This is a genomic window from Leclercia sp. 1548 (assembly GCF_050435045.1).
Classification (GTDB): domain Bacteria; phylum Pseudomonadota; class Gammaproteobacteria; order Enterobacterales; family Enterobacteriaceae; genus Enterobacter; species Enterobacter adecarboxylatus.
In genome coordinates this window covers 766,126-783,492 of record NZ_JBNDJP010000002.1, presented here as the reverse complement: position 1 = coordinate 783,492, position 17,367 = coordinate 766,126, and the positions used below count along the sequence as shown (strand labels likewise).

The 17,367-nt window shown below is 61.1% G+C and carries 11 protein-coding genes; 3 read left to right on the top strand and 8 right to left on the bottom strand.

Going from position 1 to position 17,367, the window contains the following annotated elements:
• Positions 1–304: 304 nt before the first annotated feature.
• Entirely contained in the window at positions 305–1,699 is a 1,395-nt protein-coding gene (locus ABIE02_RS08985; protein ID WP_032611300.1) for a NarK family nitrate/nitrite MFS transporter, read from the bottom strand.
• A gap of 309 nt (positions 1,700–2,008) precedes the next feature.
• On the opposite strand from ABIE02_RS08985, the gene narX reads away from it, so the two are divergent.
• Positions 2,009–3,805 carry a nitrate/nitrite two-component system sensor histidine kinase NarX gene (narX, locus tag ABIE02_RS08980; RefSeq protein ID WP_144882859.1) on the top strand — a complete coding sequence of 599 codons (1,797 nt, stop codon included), beginning with the start codon at positions 2,009–2,011 and terminating at the stop codon, positions 3,803–3,805.
• Complete coding sequence (gene narL, locus ABIE02_RS08975; RefSeq protein ID WP_032611305.1) at positions 3,798–4,448, top strand: two-component system response regulator NarL; 651 nt, start codon at positions 3,798–3,800, stop codon at positions 4,446–4,448. The genes narX and narL overlap by 8 nt, the downstream gene beginning before the upstream one ends.
• Before the next feature lie 2 nt (positions 4,449–4,450).
• On the opposite strand, the gene ABIE02_RS08970 is transcribed toward narL, so the two are convergent.
• The 7 genes from ABIE02_RS08970 to nasR form a co-directional block, all read right to left on the bottom strand.
• A complete protein-coding gene (locus ABIE02_RS08970; protein ID WP_336994744.1) occupies positions 4,451–5,854 on the bottom strand; it encodes a YchO/YchP family invasin in 1,404 nt (467 codons plus the stop codon).
• A 191-nt stretch (positions 5,855–6,045) separates the two neighbouring features.
• Complete coding sequence (locus ABIE02_RS08965; protein ID WP_336994524.1) at positions 6,046–8,556, bottom strand: nitrate reductase; 2,511 nt, start codon at positions 8,554–8,556, stop codon at positions 6,046–6,048.
• Positions 8,553–12,533, bottom strand: coding sequence for a nitrite reductase large subunit NirB (gene nirB, locus ABIE02_RS08960; protein ID WP_336994523.1), 3,981 nt, complete (start codon positions 12,531–12,533; stop codon positions 8,553–8,555). Before nirB ends, ABIE02_RS08965 begins: the two co-directional genes overlap by 4 nt.
• 11 nt (positions 12,534–12,544) lie before the next feature.
• Positions 12,545–13,333 carry an ABC transporter ATP-binding protein gene (locus tag ABIE02_RS08955; RefSeq protein WP_336994522.1) on the bottom strand — a complete coding sequence of 263 codons (789 nt, stop codon included), beginning with the start codon at positions 13,331–13,333 and terminating at the stop codon, positions 12,545–12,547.
• A gap of 9 nt (positions 13,334–13,342) precedes the next feature.
• On the bottom strand, positions 13,343–14,221 hold the full coding sequence (ntrB, locus tag ABIE02_RS08950; RefSeq protein WP_336994521.1) for a nitrate ABC transporter permease: 879 nt from the start codon (positions 14,219–14,221) through the stop codon (positions 13,343–13,345).
• Position 14,222: 1 nt separating this feature from the next.
• The gene (locus ABIE02_RS08945; RefSeq protein WP_144837189.1) at positions 14,223–15,470 is read right to left on the bottom strand and encodes a CmpA/NrtA family ABC transporter substrate-binding protein; all 1,248 of its coding nucleotides are present in this window, start codon (positions 15,468–15,470) and stop codon (positions 14,223–14,225) included.
• A 228-nt stretch (positions 15,471–15,698) separates the two neighbouring features.
• The gene (gene nasR, locus ABIE02_RS08940; protein WP_204231368.1) at positions 15,699–16,853 is read right to left on the bottom strand and encodes a nitrate regulatory protein NasR; all 1,155 of its coding nucleotides are present in this window, start codon (positions 16,851–16,853) and stop codon (positions 15,699–15,701) included.
• Positions 16,854–16,923: 70 nt separating this feature from the next.
• On the opposite strand from nasR, the gene ychN reads away from it, so the two are divergent.
• Positions 16,924–17,277, top strand: a complete 354-nt coding sequence (ychN, locus tag ABIE02_RS08935; RefSeq protein ID WP_336994520.1) for a DsrE/F sulfur relay family protein YchN — start codon at positions 16,924–16,926, stop codon at positions 17,275–17,277.
• Positions 17,278–17,367 lie beyond the last annotated feature (90 nt).

The window sequence follows — 17,367 nt, the reverse complement described above, 5'->3', positions numbered from 1 at the left end:
GGTGGGAATTGATAACGATCAAGTGGAACGGGGGATGTAAAAGGAGGCTAATCCTTGTCTACCCCTAAAGCGGTACAAGCATATTCACCGCAACCATCTGTTATATATCGTTATTTTTTATTTATCCTACAAAAGAGCGCGAAGCAGACAGGCGCGGTGGTATTAAGGGGTAGAACATCCTGTTCAGCGATGGCGATCACAGTGGCGACCACGATAGATGCGGTAACCACCATCAGTATGTTGTAACTAAATGTGCTCTAAAAAAAGCGCGGCACCAGGCCGCGCAAACGGATAATCAACTTACTTACTTTTTATTAGAATTGCGTCCGTATACCAGCCAGGTGACAAACACGCAGACGATATAGAAAACGAGGAACACTTTCATGGCGCCCGCCGGTGAACCGGTCAGATCCAGAGAGATGCCAAAGGCTTTAGGAATAAAGAACCCACCGATTGCGCCAATCGCAGAGATAAAGCCCAGCGCGGCTGCGGTGTCGGTGGCCGCTTCACGCATCGCCTGCTGTTCGTTGCCGCCCTGCGCTTTTACGCGATCCATCGTCAGCTTACGGAAGATGACGGAAATCATCTGGAAGGTCGAGGCACTACCCAGTCCGGCGGTCAGGAACAGGACCATGAACACCGCGAAGAAGGCACCAAAGTTACCGCCCACGCCGTTAACCGGCAGGGTCATAAACAGCAGGGCACAGAAGATCGCCATCACAACAAAGTTCACCAGTGTCACGCGGGTGCCGCCCAGACGGTCAGAAATCATCCCCCCGGTGGAGCGCGCCAGTGCGCCAATGAACGGGCCGAAGAAGGCATAGTGCAGGATCTGCACGTCCGGGAACTGGGTTTTCGACAGCATCGCAAACCCGGCAGAGAAGCCGATAAAGGATCCGAACGTCGCCAGATAAAGCAACGCCATGATCCACAGATGGGCGCGCTTCAGCACCGGCAGCTGTTCGCTCAACGAGGCTTTAGACGCCGCCAGATCGTTCATACCGAACCAGGCCGCCAGAGTAAATACCACCAGGAACGGCACCCAGATCCACGCCGCATTTTGCAGGAACAGGTACGAGCCATCGGCCTGCTCAACGCCCGCGCCACCAAAGGCTGCAAAGATAGAGACGGAGATCGCCAGTGGCGCAATCAACTGCATCACGCTCACGCCCATATTGCCCAGGCCGCCGTTGATGCCCAGCGCCCCACCCTGTTTCTGTTTCGGGAAGAAGAAGCTGATGTTCGCCATGCTGGAGGCAAAGTTAGCGCCTGCAAAGCCGCACAGCAGGGAGATAATCACAAAGGTGCTGAAAGGAGTAGAGGTATCCTGTACCGCAAAGCCCAGCCATACGCACGGAATAATCATGATCCCGGTACTGAAGGCAGTCCAGCGGCGACCGCCGAAAAGCGGCACCATAAAGGCATAAGGCACACGCAGCAACGCACCGGAGAGCGCCGGTAGCGCCGTTAACATAAACAGCTGGTCGGTGGTAAATTTGAACCCCACTTTTGGCAGGTTAACCGCGACGGCACTGAACAACATCCAGACGCAGAACGCCAGCAGCAGACAGGGAACCGAAATCCATAGATTACGACTGGCTATACGTTGGCCGCGCTGTTGCCAGAACGCCGGATCTTCCGGGCGCCACTCCGTAATAACCGGGCCAGAATCCCTTTCGGGGGTAGTTGAGTGACTCATAGACACCTCTGATTCTTAAAAGATGCTACAAAGATCAGGGTTTTAAGCAGACAGGAAGTTGATGTAAATCAAGGGGAAGGCGGGCAGATTCTGCGCCAAAAAGTCGCTATACTCCCTGGTGAGTAGCGTATTCCGTTAAAAAAGGTGTGGTTTTTCACGGCGCTGCTACTCCTGACTACCCCCCTCCTTCCATTCGTCCGATAAATGGCAATTAGTGGGTAATCCTTTTGGGGTATGGGTATACTCCAGGGGATGCCTGAGAATAGGCCGCTTGCCGGATTCAGGCATTGTCAGGAGCCAGACTGCCCTATGTTTAAACGCTGCTTTTCACCGCTAACGCTGGTTAACCAACTGGTATTGATTGTCATGCTGTCCACCGCAATTGGGGTGACGGGGATGGCAATTTCCGGCTGGCTGGTCCAGGGCGTTCAGGGCAGCGCGCACGCTATCAACAAAGCCGGTTCGCTGCGCATGCAGAGCTATCGTCTGCTGGCGGCGATCCCGCTGGAAGCCAAAGATCAGGGCCTTCTTACAGAGATGAACGCAACGGCGTTCAGCCCGGCACTGGAAAGCGCAGCACAACGCGATAATCAACAGGCGCAGCTGAAAGCCCTCCAGGATTACTGGCAAAATCAGCTGGCACCGGGGCTTCAGCAGGCGCAACAGCCTGACGCGGTCGCCAGTGACGTCGCGGCTTTTGTCAGTCGCATCGATAACCTGGTCTCCGCCTTCGACAGCAATACCGAACAACGCATTGAACGGGTGGTGCTGATGCAACGGCTGATGGTGCTGTTTATGGCGCTGCTGCTGGTGTTTACCATCCTCTGGCTACGTGCCAGGCTGCTGCACCCCTGGCGGCAGTTGCTGGCGGTAGCCCGCGCCGTTACCCAGCGCGATTTTACCCAACGCACCCACATCAACGGGCGCAATGAGATGGCTATGCTCGGCGAAGCGCTGAACACCATGTCCGGCGAGCTGGCCGAAAGCTATGCAGTGCTGGAGCAGCGGGTGCGGGAAAAAACCGCGGGGCTGGAGCAGAAAAACGAGATCCTCTCTTTCCTCTGGCAGGCCAACCGCCGCCTGCACTCCCAGGTGCCGCTGTGCGAGCGCCTCTCGCCGGTGCTAAATGGGCTACAGAATCTGACCCAACTGCACGATATTGAGCTGCGGGTGTATGACAGTGAAGATGAAAAAAATCACCAGGAGTTTACCTGTCAGTCCGACGCCAGTTGCGATGAGATTGGCTGCCGTCTCTGCCCGCGCGGCCTGCCGCCGCTGACCACCAGCGGAACAACCCTGAAATGGCGCCTGGCCGATAACCTGACGCAGTACGGTATTTTACTGGCGACCCTCCCCGCCGGACGCCATCTTAGCCACGATCAGCAGCAACTGGTGGATACCCTGGTAGAGCAACTGACCGCCACGCTGGCGCTCGACCGCCACCAGGAAAAACAGCAGCAGCTGATTGTCATGGAAGAGCGCGCCACCATCGCCCGCGAGCTGCATGACTCCATCGCCCAGTCGCTCTCCTGCATGAAGATGCAGGTCAGCTGCCTGCAGATGCAGGATACCGACCTGCCCGAGAGTAGCAAACAACTGCTGAGCCAGATCCGCAACGAGCTGAACACCTCCTGGGTGCAGTTGCGTGAACTGCTGACCACCTTCCGCCTGCAGCTGACAGAACCCGGCCTTCGTCCGGCGCTGGAGGCCAGCTGTCAGGAGTTCAGCGCCCGACTCGGCTTTACCGTGTCGCTGGACTACCAGTTGCCGCCGCGTTTTGTGCCTTCTCACCAGGCCATTCATCTGCTGCAGATCGCCCGGGAAGCGTTAAGCAACGCGCTGAAACACGCCGGGGCGACGGCGGTTTCGCTCACCGTCAGTCAACACGACAACCAGGTCAAACTGGTGGTACGTGACAACGGCCGCGGCTTACCGGCCAACGCCGAACGAAGTAACCACTACGGTCTGATTATTATGCGTGACCGCGCGCAGAGTCTGCGTGGAGATTGCCAGGTCCGTCCCGGCGAGTCTGGCGGAACGGACGTTATTGTCACCTTTATTCCCGAAAAGCCTCTTTTCACTGCCCAAGGAGAACACCATGTCTAATCAGGAGCCAGCCACAATCCTGCTAATCGACGACCATCCGATGCTGCGCACCGGCGTAAAACAACTTATCAGCATGGCCTCGGATATCACCGTCGTGGGCGAAGCCAGTAACGGCGAACAGGGCATTGAACTGGCCGAAGCGCTCGATCCTGATTTGATCCTGCTTGACCTGAATATGCCCGGTATGAACGGCCTGGAAACGCTCGATAAACTGCGCGAGAAATCGCTCTCCGGGCGCGTGGTGGTGTTCAGCGTCTCCAATCATGAAGAGGACGTGGTCACTGCCCTGAAACGCGGCGCCGATGGGTACCTGTTGAAAGACATGGAGCCGGAAGATCTGCTGAAATCCCTGCAACAGGCGGCGGCGGGTGACATGGTGCTGAGCGAAGCCCTGACCCCGGTGCTGGCGGCCAGCCTGCGCGCTAACCGCGCCACCTCCGACCGCGACGTGAGCCAGCTCACCCCGCGCGAGCGCGATATCCTTAAGCTGATTGCCCAGGGCCTGCCGAACAAGATGATCGCCCGCCGTCTTGATATCACCGAAAGCACGGTCAAGGTGCATGTGAAGCATATGTTGAAAAAGATGAAGCTTAAATCACGGGTGGAAGCTGCGGTGTGGGTGCATCAGGAGCGCATTTTCTGAGTTTACTCGTCCGGCAGCAGCGCCCAGCGCGGATCCGCTTCGGGCAGGGCCAGTAGCGGCTGCGTCAGAGCCAGCGTGATCTCATTGGAAGAGACACGCTGCCCGGCTTTATCTTCCACCACCACTGACAACCGCCAGCGATTAGTCGCCCCCTCGCGGTTATCCCACGCTGGCAGAATAATGCTCCAGCCCTCGCTGTCATTAGCCTTCGCCGGTGAGGTCAGGCTCAGCGCCTGCGTGTCTCCCTGCCAGTTCAGGGTACGCACCCCATGACGGCTGCGAATATCCAGTTTCAGCACCACCGTTTCACCCGGCTTCAGATCCCATGGTGGCGTCGCCAGCCACACCGACAAGGTTTTACGCTGCCGGAACTCCAGCACCGGCAGATTCTCGCGTTCCGGCGGATCGTAGCGGCTGCCCCGCAGCGAGCGGCTGTCGATCACTTCGCTGGCAGAGAGTTGTTTTTTCAGCGGCACGCCAAAGCGATAGTTGAGCTTCAGGCCGAGATTGTTCTGACTCACCCCGCTCTCCCCCTGCTTGTGTGCGGCGGACAGGGTCACCAGCGGCACCGGGGTATAATCCAGCCCCAGATTAACCGCCAGTGGATTACGATAGCCGGTACCGGTATGAAACAGATCGACATTGTCGCCGTAGTATTGTTCAAAGCTGACGCTGGTATTGAGGTGATGATAGAACGGCAGCCAGGCTTTGGCGGTAATGTCGTAGCCGCGCGCCATGCGCTGCTCCTCTACTGCCGAGCTGTCACGCCAGCTGGCGAAGGGCTGATAGTAGTTGGCCGACAGCCGCAGGTATTCGCCCCAGGCTTCGGCACCCAGCCCGGCGCGTTGCAGGTTCTCATCCAGCAGGTTGTCGTAAAAGGTGTTGTAACCCAGCAGCCATTTGCCCGCCACCCAGCGCTGGCCGATGCCCGCGTTGCTCACCAGGCCGTCTTCCTGTTGGGTGAGACCCAACTGGCTCCAGGTCAGATAGTGGTTGTTATCCTGCCAGGGGATGAACCAGCTGCCCTTGCTGCCGGTGAAACGCCCTTCGTCGTTCACCAGCAGATCCACACTGGCGTTTCCCCAGGGAGAGAGCCACGACTCGATGTGCTGGTTGACCTCCTGACTGACCGCATCCCGCACCTGCCCGAGGGCAAACTGCCGGGCCTGCTCTTCGGTGGTGAGGCCATTGTCGGTCATGCTGGCCTCACCGAAGGCTTTCGCCATTTCCGCCAGGTGCTTTTCCGCTTCCCCGGTGGGGGTCGCCATACCCAGATCCGGCAGGCTGTCGCCGTTATTATCAAAGGGGTTTTGCGCCTGATGAACAAAGGAATTCGGGGCAGCCTGAACGGCTCCGGCATAACAGAGGAGAAGGCACAGCAAACGAATGCGGGGGGAAACAACCATCACCGTCGGGAAAGGGCACCTGTGTTAATAAAAAATAGAGTAAACACCTTAGCGCGATTGGGGAAAATTTTCAGCCATAAGGGAAATTTCAGGAATAACCTGAAAGGGTTCAGGCGATAAGTGTCGAATGACGCTACACCTACCCGGCCTGTGCGCCCTGCTGGCCTGATAAGCGTAGCGCCATCAGGCAGTTACACCCGTACAGAAAGCATCGCTTTCAGCTCCGGCACGCAGGAGCCGCAGTTGGTGCCGCAGCGGAGTTTCGCCCCCAGCGCCGCCGCCGAGTCGCATCCTCCCGCCATCGCTTCGCGGATAGCGTTTTCTCCCACGCTGAAACAGCTACAGATAATGCGTCCAGGCTCGACGTGCTCACCAGGCTGTTGCCCGTTCAGCAGGGCGTGACGTTCAGCCAGCTGCACCGGCGCGGTACGAAAAGCCTCTTCGATAAAGGTATGCGCCAGCACCGGCAACCCGGTGCCTTGCCAGAATCCTAACATCAGTGCCCCGTCATGCCAGGCCAGCACGCTGCTTCGCTCGCCGGTTTGTGCGATTTGCAGCTGCCAGCCCTGCCCGGTGCAGTGCGCCATCAGCCATTCCAGCAGCGGCTTATCTGCCGCCAGGGTCATGCGTGATACCCCGGCCGTCGCCTTCCGCCACCAGTGAACCCAGGTCGGCAGCGTCAGTTCTTCCCGGCTGTAAAGCTCCCCCTGCCAGGCAGGTTGCCACGGCATAAGCCGCACTGCGGTTTGCTTGCTCTCTGGCTGACCGGAATGCGGATCGCAACGCCCCTCCACCAGCGCATTCACCTTGCCCTGACGGGAGAAACAGCTGTTCCAGTGCATCGGAACAAACAGCTCCCCGTCCCGCTGGCCGGGATTGATCTTCGCGCGAGCCACCATCAAGCCGCGCGGGGCGCTGATGCGCGTCAACTGCCCCTCCTGCACCCCCAGCCGGGCGGCGTCCTGCGGGGAGATATCCACCGTCGGCTCAGCGAGGTGCTGCATCAGGCGCGGCACATAGCCGGTGCGGGTCATGGTGTGCCACTGGTCGCGGAGACGCCCGCTGTTGAGCATCAGGGGATAAAGCAGATTTGGCGTCGCGCCGTGCGGCTGCGGGGTGACCTGCACCCGGCGGGCGTGGCTTAACGCCTCGCGATTAATCGGCCACTGCCAGGGCGCCAGGGCATCCCACTCTGCGCGGGTGAGCTGCGCCAGCGCCGCCAGGTTCAGCTGCCGCTCGCCGTGGTTCTCAAAGGCCGTCAGCGCGGCGTGCTCGCTAAAGATGGCGTGGGGATGATCCCAGGCAAAGGCCGCGCCGTGGCCCAGACGCTGTGCAATGCGGGCGATGATCCACCAGTCGGGTTTTGCCTCGCCGGGGGCGGATAAAAAGGCCCGCTGGCGGGAAATACGGCGTTCGGAGTTGGTTACCGTCCCCTCCTTCTCTCCCCAGCCGAGCGCCGGAAAGCGGATGTGGGCGAAGCGGCTGGTGTCGGTGTCGCGCATCACTTCCGAAACCATCACCAGCGGGCAGGCCGCCAGCGCCTGACAGACCGCATGGCTGTCCGGGAGCGACACCGCCGGGTTAGTGCCCATGATCCATACCGCTTTCACCTCTCCGCGGGCAATGGCCTCGAACAGTTCCACCGCCATCAATCCGGGCGTTTGCGCCAGCCGTTCAGTTCCCCAGAAACGCGCCACCCGGCTCAGATCGTCCGGGGTAAAGTGCATGTGCGCCGCCAGTTGGTTGGCCAGCCCACCCACCTCGCGCCCGCCCATCGCATTGGGCTGACCGGTCAGCGAAAAGGGTCCGCAGCCGGGGCGGCCGATTTTGCCGCTCGCCAGATGGACATTAATAATCGCATTGCACTTGTCACTGCCGCTGGTGGACTGGTTGATCCCCATGGTATAGAGCGTTACCGCCCGCGGGGCAGCGATAAACCAGGCGTAAAACGTGGCGACGTCGTCAGACGGCAGCCCGCAAAACGCCGCGACCCGCTCAATCGACCAGTCGCTGCCCTGCCCTGGCTCGATAGCGTTCAGCAGGCCGACAAACAGCCCGGCATCGCTGCCCGGCGCCAGGGCCAGATGCAGGTCTGCAATCTCGCAGGTCGCGGTGCGCCGCGGGTCGATCACCACCACCTTCATCGCCGGATTAGCCGCCCGCGCCTGCACCAGCCGCTGATAAAGCACCGGGTGGGTCCAGGCGGCGTTAGAGCCGACCAATACCACCAGGTCGGTCTGCTCAAGATCCTCGTAGCTGCACGGGACAATATCCTCCCCGAAGGCGCGCTTGTAGCCCACCACCGCCGAGGACATGCAGAGCCGGGAGTTGGTGTCGATGTTCGCCGCGCCGATAAAGCCTTTCATCAGCTTGTTGGCGGCGTAGTAATCCTCGGTCAGCAGCTGGCCGGAGGCATAGAACGCCACCGCCTGGGGGCCGTAGGTGTCGATGATCGCCCGCAGGCGGGTGCTGGCGGTATCCAGAGCCTGTTCCCAGCTCACCGGCTGGTCGTCCACCTCCGGGTGCAGCAGTCGGCCCGCTAAGCCCGTTGTCTCCCCTAACGCCGAGCCTTTGACGCACAGTCTTCCGAAGTTGGCCGGGTGGCGGTCGTCGCCGCGCACGCTTACCTCGCCGTTTTCGACGCGGGCGATCACCCCGCAGCCTACGCCGCAGTAAGGGCAGGTAGTCCGGGTTTCACTCATGAGGCCTCCGCACGCATCACCAGCTCTTCGCTTCCTACCAGCACCCGATCACCGTCAATTTTCACCGGCCAGGCGCGTACCGCCACTTCGCCTGTATCGACCTGCCGTCCGTCGCGCAGGCGGATGCGTGTTTTGTACAGCGGGGAGATCACTACCGGCTCACCGCCAGCATCGCCGAGAATGCCGCGGGAGAGTACGCTGACGCTGCCGCCCGGCTCCCGATCTTCCAGCGCATAAACCGCCTTACCAAAGCGGAACAGCGCGATGTGCTCCCCACCCAGACGGGCGCCAATTCCGGCCTCTTGGGGGATCTCATCGAGGGTGCAGACCGCCTGCCAGCGTTTTGTTGCCACCGGGGCGGCATCGAGGGTGCGGAACTGCGCCAGACGACCAGGATCCTGCAAGGTGGTCTGCCATTCGCACTGATATGTATCCACCACGCGCTGCATCTCCTGCTCCAGCTCGTCGGCAATGCCGAGGCTGTCGTCGATGATCACTTCGCGGAGGTACTCCAGCCCGCCTTCGAGGTTATCCCGCCAGGTGCTGGTGCGCTGCAGGCGATCGGCGGTGCGGATGTAAAACATCAGGAAGCGATCGACATAGCGCAGGAGCGTGGCGTCATCGAGATCGCTGGCAAACAGATCCGCGTGGCGCGGCTTCATGCCGCCGTTGCCGCACAGGTACAGGTTCCAGCCCTTATCCGTGGCGATCACCCCCACGTCCTTGCTCTGGGCTTCGGCACACTCGCGGGTACAGCCCGACACTGCCATCTTGATTTTGTGCGGCGCGCGCAGCCCCTTGTAGCGATTCTCGAGGATCACCGCCAGCCCGGTGGAGTCCTGCACGCCGTAGCGGCACCAGGTGGAACCGACGCAGGATTTCACCGTGCGTAAGGATTTGCCATAGGCATGCCCGGTTTCAAACCCGGCATCGATCAGTTGCTGCCAGATCTCCGGGAGTTGCTCCAGCCGGGCACCAAACAGGTCGATACGCTGCCCGCCGGTGATTTTGCTGTAGAGCTGATAGCGTTTGGCGATCTGGCCGATGGCGATCAGCCCGTCGGCAGTCACTTCCCCGGCGGCCATGCGCGGCACGATGGAGTAAGTACCGTCTTTCTGGATGTTGGCAAAATAGCGGTCATTGGTGTCCTGCAGCGGCAGATGGGCCGGTTTCAGCAGGTATTCATTCCAGCAGGAGGCCAGCACCGATCCCACCAGCGGCTTACAGATTTCGCACCCGTGGCCCTGCCCGTAGCGGCTGATGAGCTGTTCAAAGGTATGGATGCGGTTGACGCGCACCAGGTGGTAAATCTCCTGACGCGAGTACGCGAAGTGCTCGCAGATGTCCTTTTTCACCTCCACGCCCTGGGCTGCCAGCTGGAATTCCATCACCTGTTTCACCAGCGCGCTGCATCCGCCACAGCCGGTGGCCGCTTTGGTGCACTGTTTTACCGCCCCGATGTCGGTCGCGCCGTTGCTCACCGCCTGACAGATATCGCCTTTGCTGACGTTATGGCAGGAGCAGATCTGCGCGCTCTCCGGCAGGGCCGCGACCCCCAGCGCTTTCGGCGCGCTGCCTGCCACCGCGGGCAGGATCAGGGTCTCGGGATCCTTCGGCAGGGGGATATCGTTAAGCATCATCTGCACCAGGGTCGCGTATTCACTGGCATCCCCCACCAGCACCCCGCCGAGCAGGGTTTTGCTGTCGGCGCTGACCACGATCTTTTTGTAGATCTGCTGCGGGCCATGGGTCCACTGGTAGCTTTGCGCCCCCGGCGTGCGGGCGTGGGCATCGCCGAACGAGGCCACGTCCACCCCCAGCAGCTTGAGTTTGGTGCTCATGTCTGCCCCGGTGAAGGCATTCGCCTCTCCGGCCAGGGTGGCCGAGGCTACCCGGGCCATTTGATAGCCTGGTGCCACCAGGCCGTAGATTTTCCCTTCCCACAGGGCGCACTCGCCGATGGCGAAAATGTCCTCATCGGAGGTGCGACAGTGGTTGTCGATGGCGATCCCGCCGCGCTCGCCCAGCACCAGACCGCAGCCCCGGGCCAGCGCGTCCTGCGGGCGGATCCCGGCAGAAAAGACCACCATGTCGGTGGCCAGCTCGCTGCCATCGGCAAAACGCAGCACCTTGCCCGCCCCGGTATCAACGATCTCCGTGGTGGCTTTGCTGATATGCACCCCCACGCCGAGGGCTTCGATTTTGCGCCGCAGCATGGCAGCGCCGTCGTTATCGAGCTGCACCGCCATCAGGTTCGGGGCGAACTCCACCACGTGGGTCTCCAGCCCAAGCTGTTTCAGGGCGTTGGCCGCCTCCAGCCCCAGCAGCCCGCCGCCGATCACCACCCCGGTACGTGAGCCTTTGGCGTGCGCAGCGATGTTATCCAGATCGTCAAGGGTGCGGTAGACAAAGCAGCCCGGCAGCTCGCGCCCCGGCACCGGCGGCACAAACGGATAAGAGCCGGTGGCCAGCACCAGTTTGTCCCAGTGGGTTTCATGTCCGCCAGCGGTGCGTACCACCCGGGCGTCGCGATCGATGGCGATAATTTGCTGCGACAGGCGCAGCTCAATACCGTTGTCGGCAAAGAAGTCGCCGGCCACCATCGACAGTGAGTCGGCGCTGCGTCCGGCGAAGTATTCCGACAGATGAACGCGGTCATAGGCGGCGTAGCGCTCTTCACCGAAGACCACAATCTGGTATTGCTGATGCAAACCGCGGTTCACGCAGTCTTCAAGAAAATGGTGGCCGACCATACCGTGCCCAACCACAATCAGAGTAGGTTTTGTCATCGCGTTTTGTCCTGCAACCTGCGGCTGCGTAGTGAATCGATCGAACAGCCAGTCCGCCTGAGCGGGTTCTGACGTAGCCAGTAAATCGGTAAGGGTGGCCGCACTGCGACACTCCCCCATCAGCAGCACGCCTGCCAGCGTGCCGTTGCGAACCAGTAAGCGGCGGTAGTGGTGGGTCAGCGGATCCCAGCTGGTCCACACCGCATCATTTTCCCGGGCAGTGATTTCTCCCACACTGAACAGCTCAACCCCGGTCACTTTCAGGCGCATGCCGGTTTGCATCGGGGTAAAGGGCGTCACACTCTCTCCGGCCAGACGCGCGGCGAGGATCCCGGCCTGGGCGAGACACGGAGCCACCAGCCCCCAGGTTTGCCCGTCTATTTCGCAGCACTCGCCGATGGCGCTGATGCCGCTTAGCGCGCTGCGCATCTGGTCATCCACCCGGATCCCGCGCCCGCACGGCACCCCGCTGGCCTGGGCCAGGGCAATGTTGGGGGTCACGCCGGTCGCCAGCACCACCCGCGTGGCCGCTAAGGTGCGCCCGTCACTGAGGGTGACGCTGTCGGCAGCAATCGCCGTCAGGCCGCTATTCAATTCACAGCCGATGCCCCGCTCTGCAAGCGCCTGCTCCAGCAGCAGCCCGGCCTGCTGATCCAGCTGCTGCTCCATCAGCCACGGACCACGATGAACCAAAGTGACGTTGTCACCGTGACGTTGTAACGCCGCGGCCGCTTCCACCCCGAGCACCCCGCCCCCCAGCACCACCGCCGGGCCGGGTGTCGTCAGAATGGCGTTCACGTCGTCGAGGGTGCGGAAGGTAAAGACGTGCGGCAGACCACTGCCAGATATCGGCGGTACAAAAGGCTGCGACCCGGTGGCGAACACCAGCTCATCCCACCCCATCAGTCGTTTATCGGTGCGCAGCATCCGCGCCGCGCACTCCACCGCCAGGACCCGCTCCCCGCTCAGCACCGTAACGCCGCGCTGCTGATACCAGGCCTCATCGTGCAGCCGGATGGCGGCAGCCTTTTTCTCGCCTCCCAGCACTGGCGACAGCTGTATACGGTTGTAGGCTGGCATCTGTTCGTCACCGATGACGGTGATCGCGTAGCGACCGGGCGCAAGGTCAGTAAGCGACTCAATCAGTCGCGTTGCCGCCAACCCGTTTCCAATGATGACCAGGCGCATGGTGGTGCTCCTCAGGCCGCTTTCGGCTGTTTTTCGTAGAGGAAATGAAGGATCTGCTGGCGCATATGGTGATAGCGGCTCTCCTCCGCCAGCTGCACCCGGTTACGCGGGCGCGGCAGGTCGACGCGCAATATCTCCCCTACCGTTGCCGCCGGGCCGTTGGTCATCATGAATACCCGATCCGAGAGCAGCACCGCCTCGTCAACGTCGTGGGTGATCAGCACGATGGTGGTGTTTAGCTCCTGCTGAATTTTCATCACCGAATCCTGCAGATGGGCGCGGGTCAGGGCGTCGAGGGCACCGAACGGCTCATCCATCAGCAGCACTTTCGGCTTCATCGCCAGGGCGCGGGCAATGCCGACCCGCTGCTTCATGCCGCCGGAGATCTCTCCCGGACGCTTGTCGATGGCATGCCCCATCTGCACACGATCGAGGTTGTGTTCAATCCACTCCCGACGCTCGGCCTTGCTCATGCTGCGGCGGAATACCTGATCCACCGCCAGCGCCACGTTGTCGAAGCAGGTCAGCCACGGCAGCAGGGAGTGGTTCTGGAACACCACCGCCCGCTCCGGCCCCGGGCCTGCGATCTCGCGGTTATCGCAGATCAGCCCGCCTTCGCTGGGCAGGGTGATACCGGCGATGAGGTTCAGCAGCGTCGATTTGCCGCAGCCGGAATGGCCGATCAAGCTGACGGTCTCCCCCTCGTGGATATCAAAAGAGACGTTCTGCAGTGCCAGAAACTCGCCGCTGGCCGTGGAAAAACGCTGGCTGACGGCCTGGACCTGAATTAATGGTTTCATATGCGCTCCTTATTTTTCCTGCCAGCTGAAACGACGGGCGATGAGCATCAGCCCCTGCTCCAGCAGCAAACCCACCACGCCGATAATGACGATGGCGATGAGAATGTTTTCGACGTTGAGGTTGTTCCACTCATTCCAGATCCAGAAGCCGATCCCCAGGCCTCCGGTAAGCATCTCGGCGGCGACAATCACCAGCCAGGCGATGCCGATAGAGAGGCGCACCCCGGTCAATACCGCGGGCAGCACGGCGGGAAACAGAATGCGGCGCATCACCGTCCACTCAGAGAGCTGTAACACCCGCGCCACGTTGAGGTAATCCTCAGGAATACGGCGTACCCCTTCGGCGGTGTTAATGACCATCGGCCAGATTGAGCAGATAAAAATGGTCCAGCTGGAGGCGGGTTCGGCTTTCTGGAACAGCAGCAGGCCAATCGGCAGCCAGGCCAGCGGGCTGACCGGGCGCAACAGGGCAATCAGCGGGTTAAACATGCGCGCCAGAAAAGTAAAGCGGCCAATCATAAAGCCCAGCGGGATCCCGACCAGCGCCGCCAGGCCAAAGCCCATCGCGACACGCTGCAGCGAGGCCAGTACGTTCCAGCCCACCCCCATGTCGTTCGGCCCGTCGCGGTAGAACGGATCGGCAAACAGGGTGATGGCCGAATCCAGCGTGCTGAGCGGCGTCGGGAAGCCTTTGCTGTTGATTGCCGCCAGTTGCCAGGCGATGACCAGCAGCCCGAGGCCGAGCAGCGCCGGGATAAGGCGTTGCAGCAGGTCGTTCATCCGGCGGGCAAAAGCGGGAGTGCGGCGGCGCGCCTGCACCGGCGGCAGCGCGATCACTTCCCCGCTGACCGGCGCAGCGGGTGCCGCTTTGGTGTTTACGTTTTTCATATCAAGCCCCTGTACGGTGAATAGCGAAACGGTTGGCGTACCCCTGAGGATCGGTGCCGTTCCAGACGGTGCCGTCCATCAGGGTGCTGCTACGCAGCGGCGACGAAGGTGCGCGAATGCCTCCCACCGCGCTGGCGGCGTCCTGCCAGACGTCGGTGCGATTGATGCGCCGGGCGATGGCGGCGTAGTCCGGGTCGGTTTTCAGCAGCCCCCAGCGGCGGAACTGGGTTAAGAACCACATCCCGTCGGAGTGCCACGGGTAGCTGACCGCCCCATCCTCAAAGAAGCGGATCGGATGGGCATCCTGCCAGCGCTGACCTACGCCATTGTCGTACTCCCCCAGCATGCGGCCGGTGAGGTACTGCTCTTTGGTGTTGAGCCAGGCGCGGCGGGCCAGCAGTTGAGCGGTCTCCTGCTTGTTCTGTGGCGAAGCATCGATCCAGCGCTGCGCCTCCATCAGGGCGCTGACCAGCGCCCGGGCGGTATGGGGATAGCTCTCTACCCACTCCCGTCGGGTGCCCAGGATTTTTTCCGGGTGTTCCGGCCAGATGGACTGGGAGGTGGCAGCGGTAAAACCAATGCGATCGTTAATGGCGCGGGCGTTCCACGGTTCGCCAACGCAGAAGCCGACCATATTGCCGATGCGCATGTTCATCACCATCTGCGGCGGCGGTACCACCACGGTGCGCACGTCGTCAAAGGGGTTAATGCCCGCGCTGGCCAGCCAGTAGTAGAGCCACATGGCATGGGTGCCGGTGGGAAAGGTATGGGCAAAGGTGAACGTGCCCGGTGCCTGTTGGCCGATGAGCCTCTTCAGCCCCTCGCCGTCGCGCACGCCCTGCTGCGCCAGATCGCTCGACAGGGTAATCGCCTGCCCGTTCTGGTTGAGGGTCATCAGGTTGGCCATGGGCTTAGGTTTGCCGGCGATCCCCAGCTCCAGGCCGTACAGCAGGCCATAGAGAATGTGCGCGGCATCCAGCTCCCCGGTCACCAGCTTGTCGCGAACCGCTGCCCAGCTGGCCTCTTTGGTGGGCACCAGGGTGAAGCCATATTTTTTATCGAACCCTTTATATGCCGCGATCGCCAGCGGCGCGCAGTCAGTGAGCGGGATGAAACCCACCCGCACCGTATCGAGTTCCGGTTTATCGGAGCCTGCGGCCCATGCGGCCTGCATGACGCCCGGTAACATCAGCGCCCCGCCTGCCAGCGCACTGGCCTGTAAAAAACGCCGCCTTGTCCATTCCACCATGCTCACTCCTGAAAAAAAGCCAAAAAAAAGCGCCCGGCAGTGCCGAAGCACTGCAGGACGCCTTTATCCTGAAGACCGTCGCACCGCCGTTGGCGCGTGGTCTCAAATTGTTAATTATCTAATGCAAAGGGGATGCCAGCTTTTAACGCCTTGCCAGACGGGCATTTTTTAATGGTGGGCGCTGGCAGCGCACCTCAATCATGCAAAGGTTGCCCATCGGGAGTGCAACTACTGCTGCCAGAGCGCCTTCACCGTGAGTAGCGCCCGGGCGATATCCACCATTCTCTGGTTCTTGTCCATCGCCATCTTGCGCAGCTGGCACCAGGCCTGCTCCTCGCTCATCTGCTGATGGGTCATCAGCACGCTTTTGGCTTTATCGATCACCTTGCGCTCCTCCAGGGTGTCGCGCATTGAAGCCAGTTGGCGGGAGAGTTGTTCGATCTCCCGCGCCTGCTGGCGCACCAGCGGCAGGAGCGGCTTTTGCGGATAGAGGGCCAGCGGCTCTTCCGTTGACGGCTCCTCCGGCAGGTCGTCGTCGGCCCGGCCAATCAGCGTCTCCACCGCCAGCATCAGATCGGCAATCTGCATCTCTTCGAGGGTGCGCAGGTGTTCGAGGCGCTCGGTCTGGAGCGAAAACCAGAGCAGCGCCAGCACGCCCTTATCTGCCGCAGGCTGCCGGGTGCAGGCCAGTCGTCGCAGCTGTTCAGTTTCGGCGCCCGGCACGCTGAGGGTGAAGTGGTCATGCAGGCTGGCGGGCGTCAGGGAGAGAAAAACGTCGAAGCAGGCCTGCTGCCCGTCGATGCGGTCCACCAGGGTCTGGCGCATCTCATCGCTGAAATAGCCCTGGGTGAAGCCTATCGCCCCCAGCGCCCGCTCCTGCCCGACCAGCTCTTTGCCCTGCATCAGGCTGTAAAGCGCGACAAACCTGCCGGCGATTTGCGGATCGTCAATGCTGTCGTTAAGTTGCGGCACGATACTGAGCAGGTTGCGCAGCGTGCGGCTGTAGCGCTCCATCGCGACATCGGCGGGCAGCGCACAGGCGGTAATGGCCTCGCGCAGCGCAGGAAGTTGCTCCAGGCTTTGCAGGGCGTTTGCGACCCGCTCGCTGAGGGCGCCGCTGGCCATCAACGGCGTACCGAGGGCCTGGAGCAGCGCCTTAAGATGATCGTCCACCAGTGCGCGGCTGGCTTTACACTCCAGGGCATACAGCGTGCCCTGTGAGCAGAGCCAGATATTGGAAGCCCCGCGCTCGCACTGTAGCATGTGTGCAAGATGGCTGATCCGGCTAACAAGCTGGCCTAACTGGGCCAGTTTGCACAGCTGCTGTTTACGCATCAGTCTGGCGTGCTGAAACCATGCGGTGGCGCCGGTGATAATCGTCATGCTTACTCTCCGGGTCAGTGTTTGACAGAGAGAAGCAATTTTCATGCCTTTTTAATTTTCAGGAGTCAAGATGCAGAAGATCGTGATCGTCGCCAATGGCGCGGCCTATGGCAGTGAGTCCCTGTTCAACAGCCTGCGGCTGGCAATTGCTCTACGCGAGCAGGAGAGCGAGCTGGATCTGCGCCTGTTTTTAATGTCCGATGCGGTCACCGCCGGGCTGCGCGGCCAGAAGCCTGCCGAGGGCTACAACATCCAGCAGATGCTGGAGATCCTCACTGCGCAAAACGTGCCGGTAAAGCTGTGCAAGACCTGCACCGACGGCCGCGGCATTAGCGCCCTGCCGCTGATTGACGGGGTGGAAATCGGCACCCTGGTGGAGCTGGCGCAGTGGACGTTATCCGCGCATAAACTATTAACTTTCTAATAATGATTTAACTAAAATATTATTTTCTTATGAGCGCGGTTCCAGCATCAAGTTTGCCTGCCCAATGCCGATAGGCTTCTTACAACAACA